10 protein-coding genes are annotated in these 17,425 nt (G+C 71.4%); 9 read left to right on the top strand and 1 reads right to left on the bottom strand.

The window, feature by feature from the left end:
• The first annotated feature begins 7 nt into the window (after positions 1-7).
• Both MFF64_RS09130 and MFF64_RS09125 read left to right on the top strand, forming a co-directional pair.
• A complete protein-coding gene (locus tag MFF64_RS09130) occupies positions 8-3,166 on the top strand; it encodes an efflux RND transporter permease subunit (protein ID WP_238190495.1) in 3,159 nt (1,052 codons plus the stop codon).
• A 22-nt stretch (positions 3,167-3,188) separates the two neighbouring features.
• Complete coding sequence (locus MFF64_RS09125) at positions 3,189-3,566, top strand: hypothetical protein (protein WP_238190494.1); 378 nt, start codon at positions 3,189-3,191, stop codon at positions 3,564-3,566.
• A 486-nt stretch (positions 3,567-4,052) separates the two neighbouring features.
• Here the strand turns inward: MFF64_RS09125 and MFF64_RS09120 are convergent, their stop codons facing one another.
• Positions 4,053-4,307 (bottom strand): phosphopantetheine-binding protein, encoded by a 255-nt coding sequence (locus MFF64_RS09120; protein WP_099907863.1) that lies wholly within the window; start codon positions 4,305-4,307, stop codon positions 4,053-4,055.
• Positions 4,308-4,525: 218 nt separating this feature from the next.
• On the opposite strand from MFF64_RS09120, the gene MFF64_RS09115 reads away from it, so the two are divergent.
• The 7 genes from MFF64_RS09115 (at position 4,526) to bcsA (ending at position 17,416) form a co-directional block, all read left to right on the top strand.
• Positions 4,526-5,710, top strand: coding sequence for an acyltransferase family protein (locus tag MFF64_RS09115; RefSeq protein WP_099907852.1), 1,185 nt, complete (start codon positions 4,526-4,528; stop codon positions 5,708-5,710).
• A gap of 236 nt (positions 5,711-5,946) precedes the next feature.
• Positions 5,947-7,920: a GumC family protein gene (locus MFF64_RS09110; protein ID WP_165795865.1), complete on the top strand. Its 1,974-nt coding sequence runs from the start codon at positions 5,947-5,949 to the stop codon at positions 7,918-7,920.
• Positions 7,921-7,928: 8 nt separating this feature from the next.
• Positions 7,929-9,140, top strand: coding sequence for a hypothetical protein (locus MFF64_RS09105; protein WP_133123717.1), 1,212 nt, complete (start codon positions 7,929-7,931; stop codon positions 9,138-9,140).
• 105 nt (positions 9,141-9,245) lie between these two features.
• A complete protein-coding gene (locus MFF64_RS09100) occupies positions 9,246-10,754 on the top strand; it encodes an FAD-dependent oxidoreductase (protein WP_099907857.1) in 1,509 nt (502 codons plus the stop codon).
• Between the two features lie 114 nt (positions 10,755-10,868).
• Entirely contained in the window at positions 10,869-13,352 is a 2,484-nt protein-coding gene (locus MFF64_RS09095) for a response regulator (RefSeq protein ID WP_238190492.1), read from the top strand.
• Between the two features lie 218 nt (positions 13,353-13,570).
• Complete coding sequence (bcsS, locus tag MFF64_RS09090; protein WP_238190533.1) at positions 13,571-14,308, top strand: cellulose biosynthesis protein BcsS; 738 nt, start codon at positions 13,571-13,573, stop codon at positions 14,306-14,308.
• Positions 14,309-14,986: 678 nt separating this feature from the next.
• Entirely contained in the window at positions 14,987-17,416 is a 2,430-nt protein-coding gene (gene bcsA, locus MFF64_RS09085; RefSeq protein ID WP_238190532.1) for a UDP-forming cellulose synthase catalytic subunit, read from the top strand.
• Positions 17,417-17,425 lie beyond the last annotated feature (9 nt).

Raw genomic sequence — 17,425 nt, 5'->3', positions numbered from 1 at the left:
GCCGCCGATGTTCTCCTTCCTGGTCACGCAGTCGCTCCGCAACCGCCTGCTCGTGCTGGCTCTGGCCTGCGTGCTGGTGCTCTACGGCGCCTTCAGCCTCACGCGGCTCCCGGTCGACGTCTTTCCCGACCTCAACCGCCCGACCGTCACCATCATGACCGAGGCCGAAGGCTACGCGCCCCCGGAGGTCGAGCAGATGGTGACCTATCCGATCGAGACCCGGCTCAACGGCCTGCCCGGGGTCACCCGCCTGCGCTCGGTCTCCGGCGTCGGCCTCTCGGTGGTCTATGTCGAGTTCGCCTGGGGCACCGACATCTACCGCAACCGCCAGCAGGTCGCCGAGCGCCTGAGCCTGGTCCAGGACCAGCTCCCCCGCGGGGTGACGCCCCAGATGGGCCCGGTCTCCTCGATCATGGGCCAGATCCTGCTGATCGCCGTGACGGGCGAGACCCTGTCGCCGATGGCGCTGCGCGAGACCGCCGATTTCGTGCTCCGCCCGCGCCTGCTCACCGTGCCGGGCGTGGCGCAGGTGATCCCGATCGGCGGCGAGGTGCGCCAGTTCCGCGTCGCCCCGAACCCGGCGGCGATGCGGGCGCTCGGGGTCACCAACGCCCAGCTCGACGCGGCGCTGCAGCAATTCGGCACCAATGCCGGCGGCGGCTTCACCGACCAGTATTCGCGCGAGTACCTGATCCGGAACATCGCCCGCACGATGAGTCTGGAGGACTTAGCGGACCTCGTCGTCGGCGCCGCCAGTAGCGCCCCGGTGCGCCTGCGCCAGGTGGCCGAGGTCTCCTTCGCGGCCAAGGCCAAGCGCGGCGAGGGCGGCTACCAGGGCAGGCCGGCGGTGATCGTCTCGGTCGAGAAGCAGCCCGACATCGACACCGTGGCGCTGACGCGCAACATCGAGGCGGCGCTGAAGGATATCGCGCCCTCGCTGCCCGCCGGCATCTCCGCCGACAAGATCCTGTTCCGCCAGGCCGACTTCATCGAGACCTCGATCGGCAATGTCGAGCGGGTCCTGGTCGAGGCGATCGCCGTTGTGGCGCTCGTGCTGTTCGCGTTCCTCTTGAACGTCCGCACCACCCTGATCTCGCTGACGGCGATTCCCGTCTCGATCCTGACGACGGCGCTGGTGTTCCACCTGCTCGGGCTGTCGATCAACACCATGACGCTGGGCGGGCTCGCCATCGCCATCGGCGAGCTCGTCGACGACGCGGTGGTCGACGTCGAGAACATCTTCCGGCGCCTGCGCGAGAACCGGGCCGCCGGAAACCCGCGCTCGGTCTTCGAGGTCGTGGTCTCGGCCTCGAACGAGGTGCGCTCCGGCATCGTCTACGCCACGGCGATCATCGTGCTGGTCTTCGTGCCGCTCTTCGCCCTGTCGGGCATCGAGGGGCGGCTCTTCGCTCCCCTCGGCCAGGCCTACATCGTGTCGATCCTGGCGAGCCTCGTGGTCTCGATCACGCTGACGCCGGTCCTCGCGTCCTGGCTGCTTCCGGGCATGAAGAGCCTGGAGGAGCACGAGAGCCGCTTCATCCGCGGGCTCAAGCGCGCCAACGCCGCCGCCTTGGCGGTCGTCTTTCGCCACCAGCGCCTGCTGGTCGGTGCCGTCGCTGCCCTCGTCCTGGGCGCGGGGCTCGCCGCCTGGCAGCTGCCGCGGGCCTTCCTGCCGCCGTTCAACGAGGGCTCGTTCACCGTCACCATGGCCTTCACCCCCGGCATCTCGCTCACCGAGAGCAGCCGGGTGGGCGCCATCGCCGAGCGGCTCCTGATGGAGATTCCGGAGGTGGCGGCGGTCGGCCGGCGCACCGGCCGGGCCGAGCTCGACGAGCATGCCGAGGGCGTCCACTCGTCGGACCTCGAGGTGGCGCTCAAAGGCGGCGGCCGGCCGAAAGCCGAGCTGGTGGCCGAGATCCGAAGGCGCCTCGCCGTGCTGCCGGTCTCGGTCAATGTCGGCCAGCCGATCTCGCACCGGCTCGACCACATGCTGTCCGGCGTCCGGGCCGAGATCGCGCTCAAGATCTTCGGCGAGGACCTGGATTCCTTGCGCCGCGTGGCCGCCTCGCTGCAGGAGCGGATGCGGGCGATTCCCGGCCTCGCCGATCTCCAGGTCGAGAAGCAGGTGCGGATCCCGCAGCTCGAGATCCGTGTCGATTACGGGCGGGCGGCGCTCTACGGGGTGCAGCCGGCGGCGGTGGTCGAGCAGATCAGCCGGCTCTCCAACGGGCGCCTCGTCTCGACGGTGGTCGACGGCCATCGCCGCTTCGAGGTGGTGCTGCGCCTTCCCGAGGCGCAGCGCACCACCGCGACCTTGAGCGACCTCCTGATCGAGACGCCCTCGGGCTGGGTGCCGGCGCGCCAGGTCGCCGATATCCGCGAGACCGACGGCCCGAACCAGATCCTGCGCGAGAACGGCCGCCGGCGCCTCGTCGTCATGGCGAACACCACGGCCGGGTCCGACATGGCGAGCATCATCGCGGCCATCCGCCGGACGATCGCGGCCGAGACCCTGCCGCCGGGCGTGTTCGCCAGCCTGGAGGGCACCTACCAGGCCCAGGAGGAAGCGAGCCGCACCATCGGGGCGCTCTCCCTCGTCTCCCTCGGGCTGATCTTCGCGCTGCTCTGCAGCCGCTACCGCTCCGGCGCACTGGCGCTGATCATCCTCGGCAGCGTGCCGCTCTCCCTCGTCGGCTCGGTGGCGGCCCTGTGGCTCGCCGGGCAGCCGCTCTCCGTGGCCTCGATGATCGGCTTCATCACGCTCACCGGCATCGCGGCCCGCAACGGCATCCTCAAGGTCAGCCACACCCTGAACCTGGCGCTGCACGAGGGCGTGCCGTTCGGGCCGGACCTCGTGGTGCGCGCCAGCCTGGAGCGGCTGACCCCGGTGCTGATGACCGCGCTCTCGGCCGGCGTCGCCCTGGTGCCGCTCCTCACCGATGCGGCGAGCCCCGGCAAGGAGATCCTGCACCCGGTCGCGGTGACGATCTTCGGCGGGCTCGTCAGCGCCACCCTCCTCGACGCGCTGCTGACGCCGGTACTGCTGCTGCGCTTCGGCCGTCGCCCGCTGGAGCGCCTGGCGGCGCGGGAGACCGCCCAAGCCGGGGTCCGGGCCGGTGCTCATGCCGGTGTCCATGCCGGCGCCGCGCCGGCCGACCTCTACTGATCCCCCCACTCGGAGCGACACGATGCTGATCCGGAGATTCCTCACCGCCGCCGCCCTGGCGATCGCCCTGCCGCTCTGCGCGCACCACGCCTGCGCCCATGAGGGCGCCGGGCACAATGGCGGCCGCATCGCCGATGCCGGGCCCTACCACATCGAGCTCGTGACCAAGGGCAAGACCGTCGAGGTCACGATCTACGACGCCAAGGAGAAGCCCGTTTCCCCGGCCGGCTTCAAGGGCACGGCGATCCTGGTCGTCGGCGGCAAGCCCGCCCGCGTGGTCCTGACGCCCGCCGCGGCGCGGCTCACCGGGGAGGCCGAGATGGCGCTCGGGGCGAACCCGAAGGGCGTGGTGCAGATCACCGGGCCGGACGGCGCGGCGGCGAGCGGGAAGTTCAACTGAGCCGGGCGCCCTCCGGTGGGTGGGAGCACCGGAGGGCGGTGCCTTCGCGCTGATCCGTTGCCATTCTCTTCCCCTTTCCGGGTCCGGAAAGGGGGGAGACCGTCTCGAGGTGCTGGTCGCAGCCACCGGTCATCCGCCGTGACCCCCCGATCGATCTCATGACGTCATGGCATGGTCGAGTTCGTGGCCGCACCGCCAGGCGGGCCTGTCTGCGTGGTCTCTACAGATGGCAAACGCACTGCGTCATCCCGCGGCCGCGAGAGCGGAGCCCGGGATCCAGACTTGCCGAGGGTCCAGGATGAAGCGGAAACCGGTCCGCCTTCTTCTGACCCACCTGGGTTTCTGAATCCCGGGCTCCGCTCTCGCGGCCGCCGGATGACGACGAAGGATGTGAAGCGTGTTTCTTAGATCAAGCGGGCCCTGAGAAGGCGCCCTGACCCATGACCGAGATCCCGCATGGCCTGGTCGACGCCAGCTGAGATCCGCTCAGGCCGCCTTCCGCAGCATCTGACTCGATACGAAAGTCAGAATATTGCGGACGGTCGAGAAGACCTCGCGGCTGAGCAGGTGCTCCTGAAACTCGACCTCGAAATGCTCTTCCAGGTCCATCATCACCTGAACCGCGCCGAACGAGTCGAGGCCGTTGTCGAACAGGCAATCGCTGTCCGAGAGACGGTCGATGCTGCGGGCGAGGCTGCCGTGGCGTGCCAAAATCGTACGGATCTCCTGGGCGGACACCATGCTCGACCTCAATCTCTGCTGGCCCAGCTTATGCAGATACAAGTCAGAAATCAAACACATTTCGCGATGCTGGTGAATCACCGAGTAACGTTCCGGCAACGCTATCCGGGCTCGCGGTCGCCTCCGCCCGGCATCGATCCTGCGGGCCAGGGTGCGAGCATCGGCCCGGCATCCCCGGACCGGACAGGATTGTTCGAGAACGGCACGGGTGGCGGGCCATGCGCGGGCGCGAGGGGTCGGAACGGTTCGAGGCGCTGGATGCGGGGCGGGGCGTGTGTGCGCTCGCCGTCGCGTTCTTCCACATGCCGCTCGCCCATCCGCTGCAGCAGCAGGCCTGGTTCCCGAACCTGCAATTCTGCGTCGATGTCTTCTTCGTGCTGTCGGGCTTCGTGCTGCTGCACGCCTACGGCGACCGGCTGGCGACCGGCCGGCAGGCCTTCCGCTTCGTGCTGATGCGCTTCGGCCGGCTCTGGCCGCTCCACGCCGTGACGCTCGGGTTCCTGGTCCTGCTCGAAGGGGTGCGCTTCGTCTACCTCTCGCACCATGCCGGCACGCCGGTCGCGACGCCGCCCTTCGGGGCCGCGCACCGACCGGTCGAGATCGTCACCCACCTGCTGTTCCTGCAGAACTTCCGCACCTTCGGCGAGTACAGCTGGAACTTCCCGTCCTGGAGCATCGCCGTCGAGTTCTGGGCCTCGATCGTGCTCGCCGCGACCGTCATGGCGGCGGGACCGAAGGGCCGTCTCGTCTTCGCGGGGCTCGCGACTTTGAGCGCCCTCGTCCTGTGCTGGTTGAGCCCGCGCACGCTGTTCGTGATCCAGAACTGGGGCATCGTGCGGTGCCTGTTCGACCTGTTCGTGGGCTGCCTCGCCTACACGTTGCGCGATCATGTGCGCCCGCCGCGCGGTGTCGCGACGGCGGCCGAGATCCTGGCGGCACTCGTCCTGCCGGCCCTGGTGCTGCTCCTGCCCCAGGGCCCCGGCGGCTACGGTGCGAGCCTGGCCTTCGCCGCCGTGATCGCGCTGTTCTCGCATCAGCGGGGTGCCGTGTCGGATCTGGCCCGCGCCCGGATCCCCCAGCGCCTCGGCCTGTGGTCGTTCTCGATCTACCTCCTGCACCTGCCGGTGATCCAGGTCTTCACGAGCGTGATGCATTCTGTGGAACAGCGCACCGGCCTCGCCCGCACGGTGATCCTCGGGCACGACCGCTTCCTCGATGTCGGCTCAGGCCCCGCCAATCTCGCCGTCGCCGCCGCCCTGGTGGCGCTCACGGTGCCCCTCGCCGCCGCCACCCACCGGCTCGTCGAGCGCCCGTCCCTCGCCTGGTTCAAGCGCCAGGACACGCGCTTGGCCGCCCCCGTCGCGGGCGCACCGGCGGCCGGGGCGGCCCTGGTGCCTCGTTGAGGACCCAGCTGTCTCAGTTTGGCATGGCCCAGGGGCCGAAACGGCTGCCGGATCGGTAACCGAACCACGATTAAGTTCCTGTCCGTGCCCTGCCGGATCAGGGATGGTTGAAGGGCGGACCCCGTCGAGAGACAACTTTCGACAGAGTCCGTCATCGGCCCGCGTGACGGATGAGCGGAGTTGATTTCCGCATTGCCGAGCAGTCAATCGGAAGTCGCATGAGGCAGGGACACCAGATGTCGACGGCAGATTCCGCTGCGGCCACTCCCCGCAGGACCGGCGGCACGCTGGCGGATCTGTGGGGATCGGCCCGCCGGCGCGCGGTGTGGATCGTCGCGAGCGCGGGCGTGATGGCAACCCTGGGCGGGCTCCACGCGCTCAGGCAGGTGCCGACCTACCGCGCCACGGTCGAGCTCCTGATCGACCCGCAGGCGCTGCAGATCGTCGGGCGCGGCCTGTCGCGTCAGGACGCCCCGGCTCAGCTCGATTTCGCGAATCTCGAGAGCCAGGGGCTGGTCCTGCTCTCGGCCAAGCTCCTCGACGCGGTGATCGCACAGCTCGGACTCGCCGAGGACCCGGTGCTGGTGCGGGGGGCGCCTCCCGGCGCCGATCCCACGGTCGTGGCGCTCGAGGCCCTGCGCAAGCGCATCGTGGTGCGCCGGGTCGACAACTCGTTCAACTTCCAGCTCACCGTCGCCTATCCGGATGCGCGGCGCGCGGCCGAGATCGCCAACACCATTGCGGCGCAGTTCTTCGAGGTCGGCGCCCGGGACCGGGTCTCGGCGGTGCGCCGGGCCAACGAGGCGCTGCTGACCCAGGCCGCCGACCTGCGCGGCCAGCTCAACCGGGCCGACGTGGCGGTGGAGCGCTACCGGGCCGAGAAGGGCCTGATCGGGTCGGGCGATGCCGGCCTGCTCGTGTCGCAGCAGCTCAAGGACCTCTACACCCAGATCACCGCCGCCGAGACCAACCTCGCCCGGCTCTCGGCCCGGCGCGAGGTGGTGCGCCAGCTGCGGGTGCCGGACGGACAGGTCCAGGCGGTGCCGGAGGCCGACACCTCGCAGGTGATGGTCTCGCTGCGCACCCAGTACGCCCAAACCCTCCAAGAGATCGCGACGCTCTCCCGCAGCCTTGGGCCGAGCCACCCGCAGATGATCGCGCTGGCTGCCCAGCGCGCCGCGACCGCGCGGCTGATCGCGGCGGAGGCCGACCGGATCCGCCGCACCATCGAGGAGGACTTGCGCCGGGCTGAGGAATCCTTGCGCCAGCTGCGCGGCCGGGCCGAGCGGCTGATCCAGAACCAGACCAGCAGCAACCAGGAGGGTATCCGCCTGCGCCAGCTCGAGAGCGAGGCGGAGGCGATCCGGCGCACCTACAACCTCGTCCTCGACCGGACGAAGGACCTCGAGCAGCAGCAATCGATCAACCCGAGCAACTCGCAGATCGTGTCGCGCGCCACGCCGCCGCTCAAGCCCTCGGACACCCCGGCCCCCATCGTGGTGGTGGCGGCCGGCCTGTTCGGCGCCGTGCTGGGACTGATCCTCGGCTTCCTCTACGACGTCTGGCGCGGCAACATCACCACGATCTCGGGCTTCGGCGCCGCCGCGCCGGTCTGGGCCCGCCTGCCGCGACCGGGCCGCGCCGGCCGCGGCGCGAGCGCCGAGCAGGCCCTGGTCACCGCGGCCCGCGAATTGCGCAACCGGTTCGCCGGCCGCGGCCAATCGGTGATCGTCACGGTGACCTCGGACGGGCTCGGACCCGAGCGCCTGCGCGCGGCGGAGATCCTCACCGACCTGCTGATCCGCCTCGGCGAGCCGACCCTCATGGTGCCGGAACAGGCCCATGCCCGCCTCGGCTTCGGCGACGGCCCGCACACCGACGCGCCGGTCCGTGGCCGGCTCGCGGTCCTCGATCCCGCCCGCGGGGTGGAGCGGCTGACCCGGCCCGAGATCGTCGTGGCGGAGCGGGACCTCGCGCGCGGCGACGGCTGGCTGTCGATCCCCGAGACCTCCGACGCGATTCTCCTCGTCGTCGCCCCCGGCCGGATGACCCGTACCCACCTGGAGCGCCTGCTCGAGACCCTGGACGGCGCCGGCCGCTTCCGGGCGCAGGGAGTGTTCGGCCTCGTCGCGGTCGAGGCGCGGCGGGCCTCGCCCCTGCGCCGGTGGGTGCCGCCGCGGCCGGTGACCGGTCACGTGCGGACGGCATGACGGCCGGCATGCCCCAGGCCGCCTCGCCCGCCGCCGCTCTCCCCGCCGCCGACTGGCGCGCGCCCTATCAGGGGCGTGTCGCCCTCGTCGTGCTGACCGGCGCGCTGGTCTTCAACGCCGTCCTCTGCTTCCTCAACACCGCCGGGTTCCCGGTCTCCGGCGGCACCGTCATGGGCGCCGAGGTGGCGATCATCGCGCTCACCCTCGGATTCGCCCTCGACGAGCGGCCGGGGCCATGGCTCGTCCTCGCCGGGCTCGTCACCTACGGGCTCCTGCTCGTGACCCTGCGCGGCAACCCCGACGTCAAGGGCGTGCGCGACTTCCTGATCCCGGTCGTGTTCTACAATCTCGGCATGCGCGCGCCCGACCTGCGCAGCGCCGACCGGGCGGTGCTGGCGAGCGGCGTCATCGTGGTGGTGATGGGCCTGTTCGAGTACGGCCTGTTCGACATCTACCAGCAATACTTCAACATCGTGCGCTACTACGTGGCCCGCGGCAGCATGTCGGCGGCGGAGATCAGCGAGCTGACGGGCTCGCTGTTCACCAGCGGCATCCGGCCGGATTCGCGCACCATCCTGCCCTTCCTGGGACCGCACCGCGTCTCGTCGGTCTTCCTCGAGCCGGTCTCGGCCGGCAATTTCGGCGCCGTGCTGTTCGCCTGGGCGCTCTACCGCCGCACCATGCGGGGGCGGGCCTGGCTGTTCCTCTGTGCGGCGGTCACCATCATCCTGGCCGATGCGCGCTTCGGCGCCTATGTCTGCGTGGCGATCGCGGGGGCGATGCTGGTGGGGTACCGCCTGCCGCGCCTGCTCTGGTTCGCCCTGCCCTTCACGATCCTGCTCGCCCTCACGGTCTACGGTTTCGAGAGCCTGCAGACGAGCTGGCAGAACGACATGGCGGGCCGCCTGCTCTGGGCCGCCCTGCTCGTCACCTCGCTGCCGCCCGAAGGCGTGTGGGGCATCATGCCCGACAAGATGTTCCTGTCGGATTCCGGCTACGCCTACACCCTCTCGCAGCTCGGGGTGGCCGGCGCGCTGGTGGCCTGGGGCCTGTTCGTCCTGATGCCGGCCCGCAACCCCGACGGCTGGCGCCTGCGTTGCGCCATGGCGATCTATCTCTGCCTGCTCCTCGTCATCAGCGACTCGCCGTACTCGATCAAGACCGCGGCCCTGGTCTGGTTCATGCTGGGGGTGGCGGACGGGGCGGAGCCGGAGGCGTAGACCGAGGCTCGACTTGCGGGCTCGACTTGCGCGCCCGACTTGCCGCCGCTCCGTCCCCGGTCGAGACTGCCCCCGTGGTCGTCTTCGCCTCGTGGGAGGACCGTCATGTCCGCCGCCCCACCAGTCCTGATCGTCGGCGCCGGCCCGACCGGGCTCAACCTCGCGCTGCAGCTCGCCCGGCGCGGCGTTCCGGTGCGGATCGTCGATCGGGCCGAGGGGCCCGGCACGGCCTCGCGGGCGATGGCGGTGCAGGCCCGCACCCTCGAATTCTACCGCCAGCTCGGCTTCGCCGACGCGGTCGTGGCCGAGGGCGTCCCGATCCCGGCGGTCCGTCTGCGCGAGGGGGGCGAGGAGGTGGCGCGCGTCAGCTTCCACGATCTCGGCGCCGGCGAGAGCCCCTACCCCTTCGTCCTCGCCTACGCGCAGGACGACCACGAGCGCCTGCTGGTGAGAGAGCTCGCGCGAGCCGGGATCGTGGTCGAGTGGGGCACGGCGCTGGCGGCCCTGTCGCAGGACGGCGCGGGAATCCGGGCGACGCTGTCGCGCGGCGGAGCCGGGGAGGTCTGCACGCCCGCCTCCCTGTGCGGCTGCGACGGCGCCCACAGCCGGGTGCGGGAGGCGCTCGGCATCGGGTTTCCTGGCGGCACCTACGACCAGCTGTTCTACGTCGCCGATGCGCGGATCGCCGGCGGGTTCCACGAGGAACTGACGGTCAATCTGGGGGCCCATGGCCTCGGGCTGCTCCTGCCGGTGCGCCTCTCGGGCATGCAGCGCCTGATCGGCCTGGTGCCGGACGCCCTGACCTCCCATCCGGGCCTGAGCTTCGAGGATCTGCGCCCGGGCGTCGAGGCGCTGATGGGCATCCGGGTCGAGGCGGTGCGCTGGTTCTCGACCTACCGCGTCCACTACCGGGTGGCCGAGCGGTTCCGGGCCGGGCGCTGCTTCCTCGCCGGCGATGCCGGCCACATCCACAGCCCGGCCGGCGGCCAGGGCATGAATACCGGCATCGGCGACGCGGTGAATCTCGGCTGGAAGCTCGCCGAGACCGTCGCCGGCCGGGCCGATCCCGCCCTCCTCGACACCTACGAGCCGGAGCGCATCGCCTTCGCCCGGAATCTCGTCTCCACCACCGACCGGGCGTTCCGCGCGCTGACCGGGCCCGGGCTCGGCGGACAGATGCTGCGGACGCTCCTGCTGCCCCACCTCGTGCCGGCGCTCTGGGGTTTCGCGGCGGCCCGCAAGGCGATGTTCGACACCGTGTCGCAGGTCCGCATCGCCTATCACGATTCTCCTCTGAGCGCGGGGCGGGCCGGACGGGTGCGGGGCGGCGACCGCCTGCCTTGGGCAGGAGATCCCGACAATTTCGCGCCCCTCGCGAGCCTCGCCTGGCAGCTCCACGTCTACGGTGCCGGCCGCCCCGGCCTCGCGGAGGAGGCGCGGCGCGCCGGCCTTCCGCTCCACGCCTTCCCGTGGACGGGGGCGGCGCGGGAGGCCGGGTTCTCGGAAGGCGCCGCCTATCTGGTGCGGCCGGACGGCTACGTGGCGCTGGCTGGGCCGGACTCCGAGGAGCTGATGGCCTATTGCGGGCGCTGGGGCATCGCGGCGAAGCCCTGACGGGCGAGGGCGCGCACGGCGTTAACTCGGTTTTAAGCACAGATCGGTCCAGGTTACGGAGCGTGAGTACCGGCCGTTCGGCCGGTGGTCGCGGGCGCGCCGTGGAACCCGTTCATGCTGGACTCGGTCCGGATCTCGCTCAAGGTGCTGAATGCGGCCCAGCTCGCGACCGTCGCGGCCGCGGCCTTCGGGCTGGCCTGGTTCGGTGGCGCGCTCTCCGGCGCTCCGCGCGACGCCGCGACGGCGCGGCCCGCCCTCGCGCAGTCCCTCGTCCAGGCCGCGCGCGCCTATGCCGACGCGCTCGACGAGGAGCTCAGCGCCTCGATCAACGACGCCCGCAACGCCGCCCTGCTCCTGCGCCTCGACGATTCCACCCTGTCCGATTCCTGGCGCGCGGGCCGGCTGCAGGACTGGCTCGCCCTCAATCCGCGCTACCGCGACGCCGCGCTGCTCGCGCCCGACGGGACCCTGCGCGCCGCCGGCGGGCCCGGCGGGACGCGGGTCGACCGGTCATCGGCCCGCAACGCGCAGGTCGCGGTGGCGGCCGGTCCCGAGGACGCGCCCTTCGCGCTGACCCTGGCGCTCGGCCTGCCCGGCCGGTCGGACCGCCTCGTGCTCCGCGCGAGCCCGGCTTATTTCAACAGTCTCGGCGAGCGCGTCCGCCGGGCGCACGGCGCGGGCGACGGCATCCGCTTCGCGGTGGCTGGCGCCGATGGGCGGCCGCTCGTCGGCCCGTTGCCGGCCGCGGACGACCCGCACCCGCACGAGGCCGCGCCCACCCGCGGCAGCCGCGACATCGCCAGTCCCGGCTGGCTCGTCACCGCCTCCGCCCCCGGGATTCCGCTGCGCCCCGCCGCCGGACCGGACCCGCGCCTGATCGCCCTCGGGCTCGGCCTCGTGCTCGCCGCCGGCGGCCTCGGCTACGCCCTCGGCGGCCGGGTCTCGGCTCGCTTGCGCCGCCTCGCCGAGGAGGCCGGCACCGCCGGCGAGACGGAGGGCGAGGCGCCGGTGTCGCGGGTGCGCGAGATCGCGGCGATCGCCGGCACTGTCCGCGACCGGGCCCAGAGCGCCGATGCCCGGCTCGCCGGGGCCGGGACCGGGCTCGACCGCGTGCGCGGCCGCCTGCAAACCTTCGAGGCGATGTCGGGCTGGACCTGCTGGGAGATCGACCCCGAGACCCGGCAGGTCGTGTGGTCGGATCCCGACGGCACCGGCACCCTCGCGGCCGCCGACCGCGTCGCGACGCTGGCCGACCTCGCCGCCCGGTTCGAGCCCGCCGACCGCCCCCTCCTCGACCTCGCCCTCGCGGCGGCGCTCGGGGCGGATGGTCCCCACGACGTGGTGATGCGCACGAGCGGGCCCGGGCCGGAATCCGGCCGCCGCCTGCTGGTGCGGCTCCTGCGCGGCCGCGACGCCGCCGGCCGGCTCCGGGTTCACGCCCTCAGCCGGACGATCCGCGAGGGAGAGCCCGCCGACACGCCGGCGGGCGCCAACGAGCGGCGGCGCAACCTCGTCCTGCGCCGGGTCACCGACGGCATCGTTCACGACTTCAACGACGTGCTGACGGTGGTGCTGGCCAATCTCGGGGTGCTGCGGCGCCAGACCGGCCTCGATCCGCGCCAGGCGGCCCTGACCGACGCGGCTCTGGCCGGCGCCCACCGCGGGGCGGCCCTCACCCGGCGCCTGCTCAACCTGGTGCGCGGCGGCGACCTCGCCGGCGAGGCGGCCCCGGCCGAGCTGGCCAGCTCCGATCTGGCCGCCACGGTGGCGGCGTTCCTGCCCTTCCTGCAAGCGAACGTCCTGCGCGACGCACCCCTCGTCACCCGCATCCCCGGGGACCTGCCGAAGGCCGCCTGTAGCGAGCGGCTCGTCGAGCTGGTGCTGCTCAACCTCGCCTTCCACGTCCGCGATCTCGGGCTGCACGGCTTCGCGATCGGGGCGGCCGAGCACCCGGCCGGCGCGACGCCGGTGCCCGGCATGCCGGAGGGGCCGGCCCTGCGCGTGCTGTTCGCGAGCGGGCGCCGCCCGCCGGGCGCCGCCGCGCGGCCGCAGGTACGGGCGCTCGAGACCGTGGGGCGGCTCCTGCGCGGGAGCGGCGGCGGCTGGCGCGTCCTCAGCGACGGATGCGGCGAGGAGGCGTTCCTCGCCGAGGCCTGGCTGCGCGCCGAGGCACGTCCCGCCGAGGCGCGCACCGTCGAGGCGGGCCGCGCCGATGCGCGTCAGGACGCCATCGCCGGGCCGGCGCCGCAGGCCTCCTTGCGCATCCTGCTCGTCGAGAGCGACAGCCTCGTGCGCGCGAGCCTCGTCGAGGCCCTGGCCGAGCTCGGCCACGACGTGGTCCAGGCCGCCTCCGGCGAGCACGCCCTGAGCTTGCTGGCGCGCGACGCCGCCTTCGACGCGATGATCGCCGACCAGGCGATGCCGGTGATGACCGGTCTCCAGCTCGCCGCCACCGTGGTCGAGCGCCACCCCGGCATCCGCGTCATCCTGGCCAGTCCGCACGGCCAGCTGCCCGCCGCGGCCCGCCGCTTCCTGCAGCTCGACAAGCCGTTCCGGCGCGAGGACCTCGCCGCCGTGCTGGCGGCCCGCGCCGCCTGATCCGCGCCGCGCGTCTCGGCGTGCGAAAGATCCCTGGAAAGACCCCCGGCTCGATAGGTAAAATTTGCCGGCATGTTCTTCGCCGCAGGCATGCTAAATTTTAACCGTCTCCCCGCATAAATCGGTGAACAGTATCCCGGTATCTTGCGTAGGAGGCGGCGTTGATTGCCTCGATTCACCATCGAACACTTCGCCTCGTCGGGGGCGCCAGCCTGGCCGTGCTCGCCACGGCCGGCGCGGCCCGGGCGGCGGACCTGAGGGCGCCGGGCACGGACGCCGACTGGTACACCGGAGCGCAGGCCCAGGCGGTCGACGACAGCTGGGCGGTCGCCGTCGACGGATCGACCAGCGTCACCTCGAACAGCTCGGCCTTCGGCTCGATCACCGTCACGGCGCCGCTCGCCGGCGCGCCGACCCAGAGCGGTCCGCGGGTGCGGGTCGAGGCCATCGCCGGCACCTATTCCTATCCGGGCCAGGCCGTCGCCTCGCGGGTGACGGGCTACCAGCAGGAAGGCTCGGTGATGGCCGGCTACGAGTGGGTCTGGCGCGACGCGGCGCTCGCCGGCTTCATCGGCTTCAACGCCCGCAGCAACCAGCTCTCGGTCGTCGATCCCGGCAACCCGGTGGTCGGCACCGGGCTGGGCCTGCGCGTCGCCGCGAACTTCTACGCCAACCCCACCGACCGCACCATGGTGTCGGCCTACGGCTCGTACTCGACCAAGTTCAACGCCTATTATTCCCGCGTCCGCCTCGGCTACATGGTCGCCGATGGCGTCTATATCGGCCCCGAGGCGCTGTTCCTCGGCGACGACTTCTTCCGCCAGTACCGGATCGGTGCCCATCTCTCGGGCGTGAGGTTCGGGCCGGTGCAGATGTCGCTGGCGGCGGGCTACGTGCAGGACCGGGTCCAGGGCTCGGGCTATTATTCGAGCATCGAGGCGCGGGCGAACTTCTGAGGGGGCGGCCCCTCCGACCGGATTCGCTCGGCGGTGCAAGGCAAACCAGACAGGCCCCGGGAATCGTGACGCGACGGCGGAGGCCGGTCGGGCGTGCAGGAACCGTTCTCGTTGCCTCCTCCCGGATTCCGTCTCTCCCGGATCCCGTGATCGCCGACCGCCTCGGACGACGTGATCGTGCGTCGCGTCGTCCTGCACCGCAGCGCCCTCGCTCGCCCAGGGCGCGCCCTCGGCTCCGGGCTGCGCCATGCCGTCGAGCAAGATCACTCTCTCGCTCGCTCCCGGACATCTCGACGGCAGGATGTCGCTCGCGCATGGCGTCACTGGCCGTGCCCGATAGCATGCATACGGTCGATATCTGTGTCTCTGGCTGACTGTGCTGCGCTCACGATTGCGCAAAATCAGGATTCCAGATTATGATCTTACAAATTATGATCAGAAAACGCCGGCTCATCTACGAGAAGAGAGTGCAGGCACTCGGGCGTGTCTCGGGCTCGGCTGCGATCAAGTGTGACATTTTGATCCGGGAATTGAGCGCTGTCGGCACCCGATTTCATTCAGGGCCGTCGATAAAAAACAGGTTCTCGTAACGAGAAACCGACATAATCCTATGGCGTAGGGGCTTCGAGCGATTCTGAGGTGGCGGGCGTGGTGCGTGCGTTGCGATGGCTGGCCTGGATGGGGACGACGGCGGCCGGCCTCGCCCTGCTGAGCCAGCCCGTCGGCACCCAGAACCAGCTCGCGATGAGCCTCGCCGCCATGGCGGCGATGGCCGGGCTCTGGCTGGTGTTCGACGGGCCGCGGACGCGCTTCGTCTTCCTGGCGATGGGCAGCCTGGTGGTGCTGCGCTACATCCTGTGGCGGGTGACGGACACGCTGCCCTCCCCGGGCGATCCGGTCAGCTTCGGCTTCGGCCTCCTGCTGCTGCTCTGCGAACTCTACTGCGTCTTCATCCTGTTCGTCAGCCTGATCATCAACGCCGAGCCGTTGCGCCGCCGGCCGCCCGCCGCGGTGCCGGCGGCCGACCTTCCCCACGTCGACGTCTTCGTGCCGAGCTACAACGAGGATGCCGAGATCCTGGCGATGACGCTGGCCGCCGCGCGCCAGATGAACTATCCGCCCGAGAAGCTGACCGTCTGGCTGCTCGACGATGGCGGCACCGACCAGAAATGCGCCGACCCGGATCCCGAGAAGGCCGAAGGAGCGCGGGCCCGGCGGCGCGAGCTCCAGGCGCTCTGCGCCGATCTCGACGCCCGCTACCTGACCCGCGCGCGCAACGAGCACGCCAAGGCCGGCAACCTCAACAATGGGCTCGCTTCCGCCACCGGCGACCTCGTGCTGGTGCTCGACGCCGACCACGTGCCGTTCCGCTCGCTGCTGACCGAGACCGTCGGCTACTTCGCCGAGGATCCGAAGCTCTTCCTGGTCCAGACCCCGCACGCCTTCCTCAATCCGGACCCGATCGAGCGGAACCTGCGCACCTTCGAGCGGATGCCGTCCGAGAACGAGATGTTCTACGCGGTGACGCAGGCCGGGCTCGACAAGTGGAACGGCTCGTTCTTCTGCGGCTCGGCGGCGCTCCTGCGCCGCACCGCCCTCGACGAGGCCGGGGGCTTCGCCGGCATCACCATCACGGAGGATTGCGAGACCGCCTTCGAGCTGCATTCCCGCGGCTGGACCAGCGCCTATGTCGACAAGCCGCTGATCGCCGGCCTCCAGCCCGACACGCTCGCCGACTTCATCGGCCAGCGCTCGCGCTGGTGCCAGGGCATGTTCCAGATCCTGCTCCTGAAGAACCCGGCCCTGCAGCGCGGCCTCAAGCCGATCCAGAAGCTCGCCTACCTGTCGAGCATGACGTTCTGGTTCTTTCCGATCCCGCGGCTCGTCTTCATGTTCGCGCCGCTGCTGCACATCTTCTTCGACCTGAAGATCTTCGTCGCCAGCGTCGACGAATCGATCGCCTATACGGCGACCTACATCGTCATCAATCTGATGATGCAGAACTACGTCTACGGCAAGTTCCGCTGGCCGTTCGTCTCCGAACTGTACGAGTACGTCCAGGGCCTGTACCTGTCGAAGGCGATCGTCTCGGTGATCTGGTCGCCGCGCAAGCCGACCTTCAACGTCACCAACAAGGGCGCGACGCTCGACCACGACCACCTGTCGGCGCTCTCGCTGCCGTTCTTCGCCGTCTACGGCCTGCTCCTGACCGGCTGCCTGGTCGCGGCCTGGCGCTACCTGTTCGAGCCCGGCGTGACCAACCTGATGCTGGTCGTCGGCCTGTGGAACCTGTTCAACCTTCTCACCGCCGGGGCGGCCCTCGGCGTCTGCGCCGAGCGCCGCCAGCTCGAGCGCACCCCCTCCCTGGCGGTCAACCGCCGCGGCCAGCTCACCCTCGGCGGCCGGGCGGTGGACGTGGCGATCGAGCGGGTCTCGGCGGAGGCCTGCACCGTCCGGATGCCGGCGGCCTTCCTCGCCCCCGGGGCGGGCCACCGCCCGGTTCCCGGCACGCTCACGGTGGTGCCGGTGGCAGGCGCCCGCCCCGCCGGAGCCCTGCCGGTGGTGCTCGGGCCGGTCGCCCGCTCGGGGGCCGACGCGGTCTGCCGCCTCGCCTTCGGGACGCTGCGGAGCCAGGACTACGTCGCGCTCGCCGGCCTCATGTACGGCGACGCTGAGGCGATGCGCCGGTTCCAGCTGCGCCGGCGCCGCCACAAGGACCTGTTCACCGGCACGCTGCAATTCATCTGGTGGGGCTTCGCCGAGCCCGTCCGCGCCCTGCGCTACGCGCTCGCCGGTGAGGTGCCCCGCCCCGCCCCGGTCGAAGCGCCCGCCGCGGCCCCGGTCTACGACGAGCCCGCTCGGGAGCCTGCCACGGAATCCGTCCCCTTGCAGCCGGTCGACCTGCCCCTCGCCCCGCCGGTGCGGCCCACGATCCCGGTGCGGACCCCGGCTCAAGCGCAGGCGCACACCCACGCGCAAGCCCCTGCCCACGCCCAGACCTCGATTCCGGTTGAGGCGGAGGCCGACGGCGACTGGGTCCGCCTGATGCTCGATTTCGAGAACGACCGTGCGCTCGCCGCCCGCGGCCGGCGCACCGATGCGGCGTGAGGCCCGGAT

Source organism: Methylobacterium frigidaeris, from assembly GCF_022179185.1.
Taxonomy (GTDB): domain Bacteria; phylum Pseudomonadota; class Alphaproteobacteria; order Rhizobiales; family Beijerinckiaceae; genus Methylobacterium; species Methylobacterium frigidaeris.
This window is presented reverse-complemented; position numbering and strand designations above follow the sequence as displayed.

Excerpts from the sequence above, each read along its gene's own strand:
- MFF64_RS09125 (WP_238190494.1), top strand. The coding sequence starts at position 3,189 with ATGCTGATCCGGAGATTCCTCACCGCCGCCGCCCTGGCGATCGCCCTG.
- MFF64_RS09110 (WP_165795865.1), top strand. The coding sequence starts at position 5,947 with ATGTCGACGGCAGATTCCGCTGCGGCCACTCCCCGCAGGACCGGCGGC.
- MFF64_RS09115 (WP_099907852.1), top strand. The coding sequence starts at position 4,526 with ATGCGCGGGCGCGAGGGGTCGGAACGGTTCGAGGCGCTGGATGCGGGG.
- MFF64_RS09120 (WP_099907863.1), bottom strand. The coding sequence starts at position 4,307 with ATGGTGTCCGCCCAGGAGATCCGTACGATTTTGGCACGCCACGGCAGC.
- MFF64_RS09095 (WP_238190492.1), top strand. The coding sequence starts at position 10,869 with ATGCTGGACTCGGTCCGGATCTCGCTCAAGGTGCTGAATGCGGCCCAG.
- MFF64_RS09130 (WP_238190495.1), top strand. The coding sequence starts at position 8 with ATGTTCTCCTTCCTGGTCACGCAGTCGCTCCGCAACCGCCTGCTCGTG.
- MFF64_RS09100 (WP_099907857.1), top strand. The coding sequence starts at position 9,246 with ATGTCCGCCGCCCCACCAGTCCTGATCGTCGGCGCCGGCCCGACCGGG.
- bcsA (WP_238190532.1), top strand. The coding sequence starts at position 14,987 with ATGGGGACGACGGCGGCCGGCCTCGCCCTGCTGAGCCAGCCCGTCGGC.
- MFF64_RS09105 (WP_133123717.1), top strand. The coding sequence starts at position 7,929 with ATGCCCCAGGCCGCCTCGCCCGCCGCCGCTCTCCCCGCCGCCGACTGG.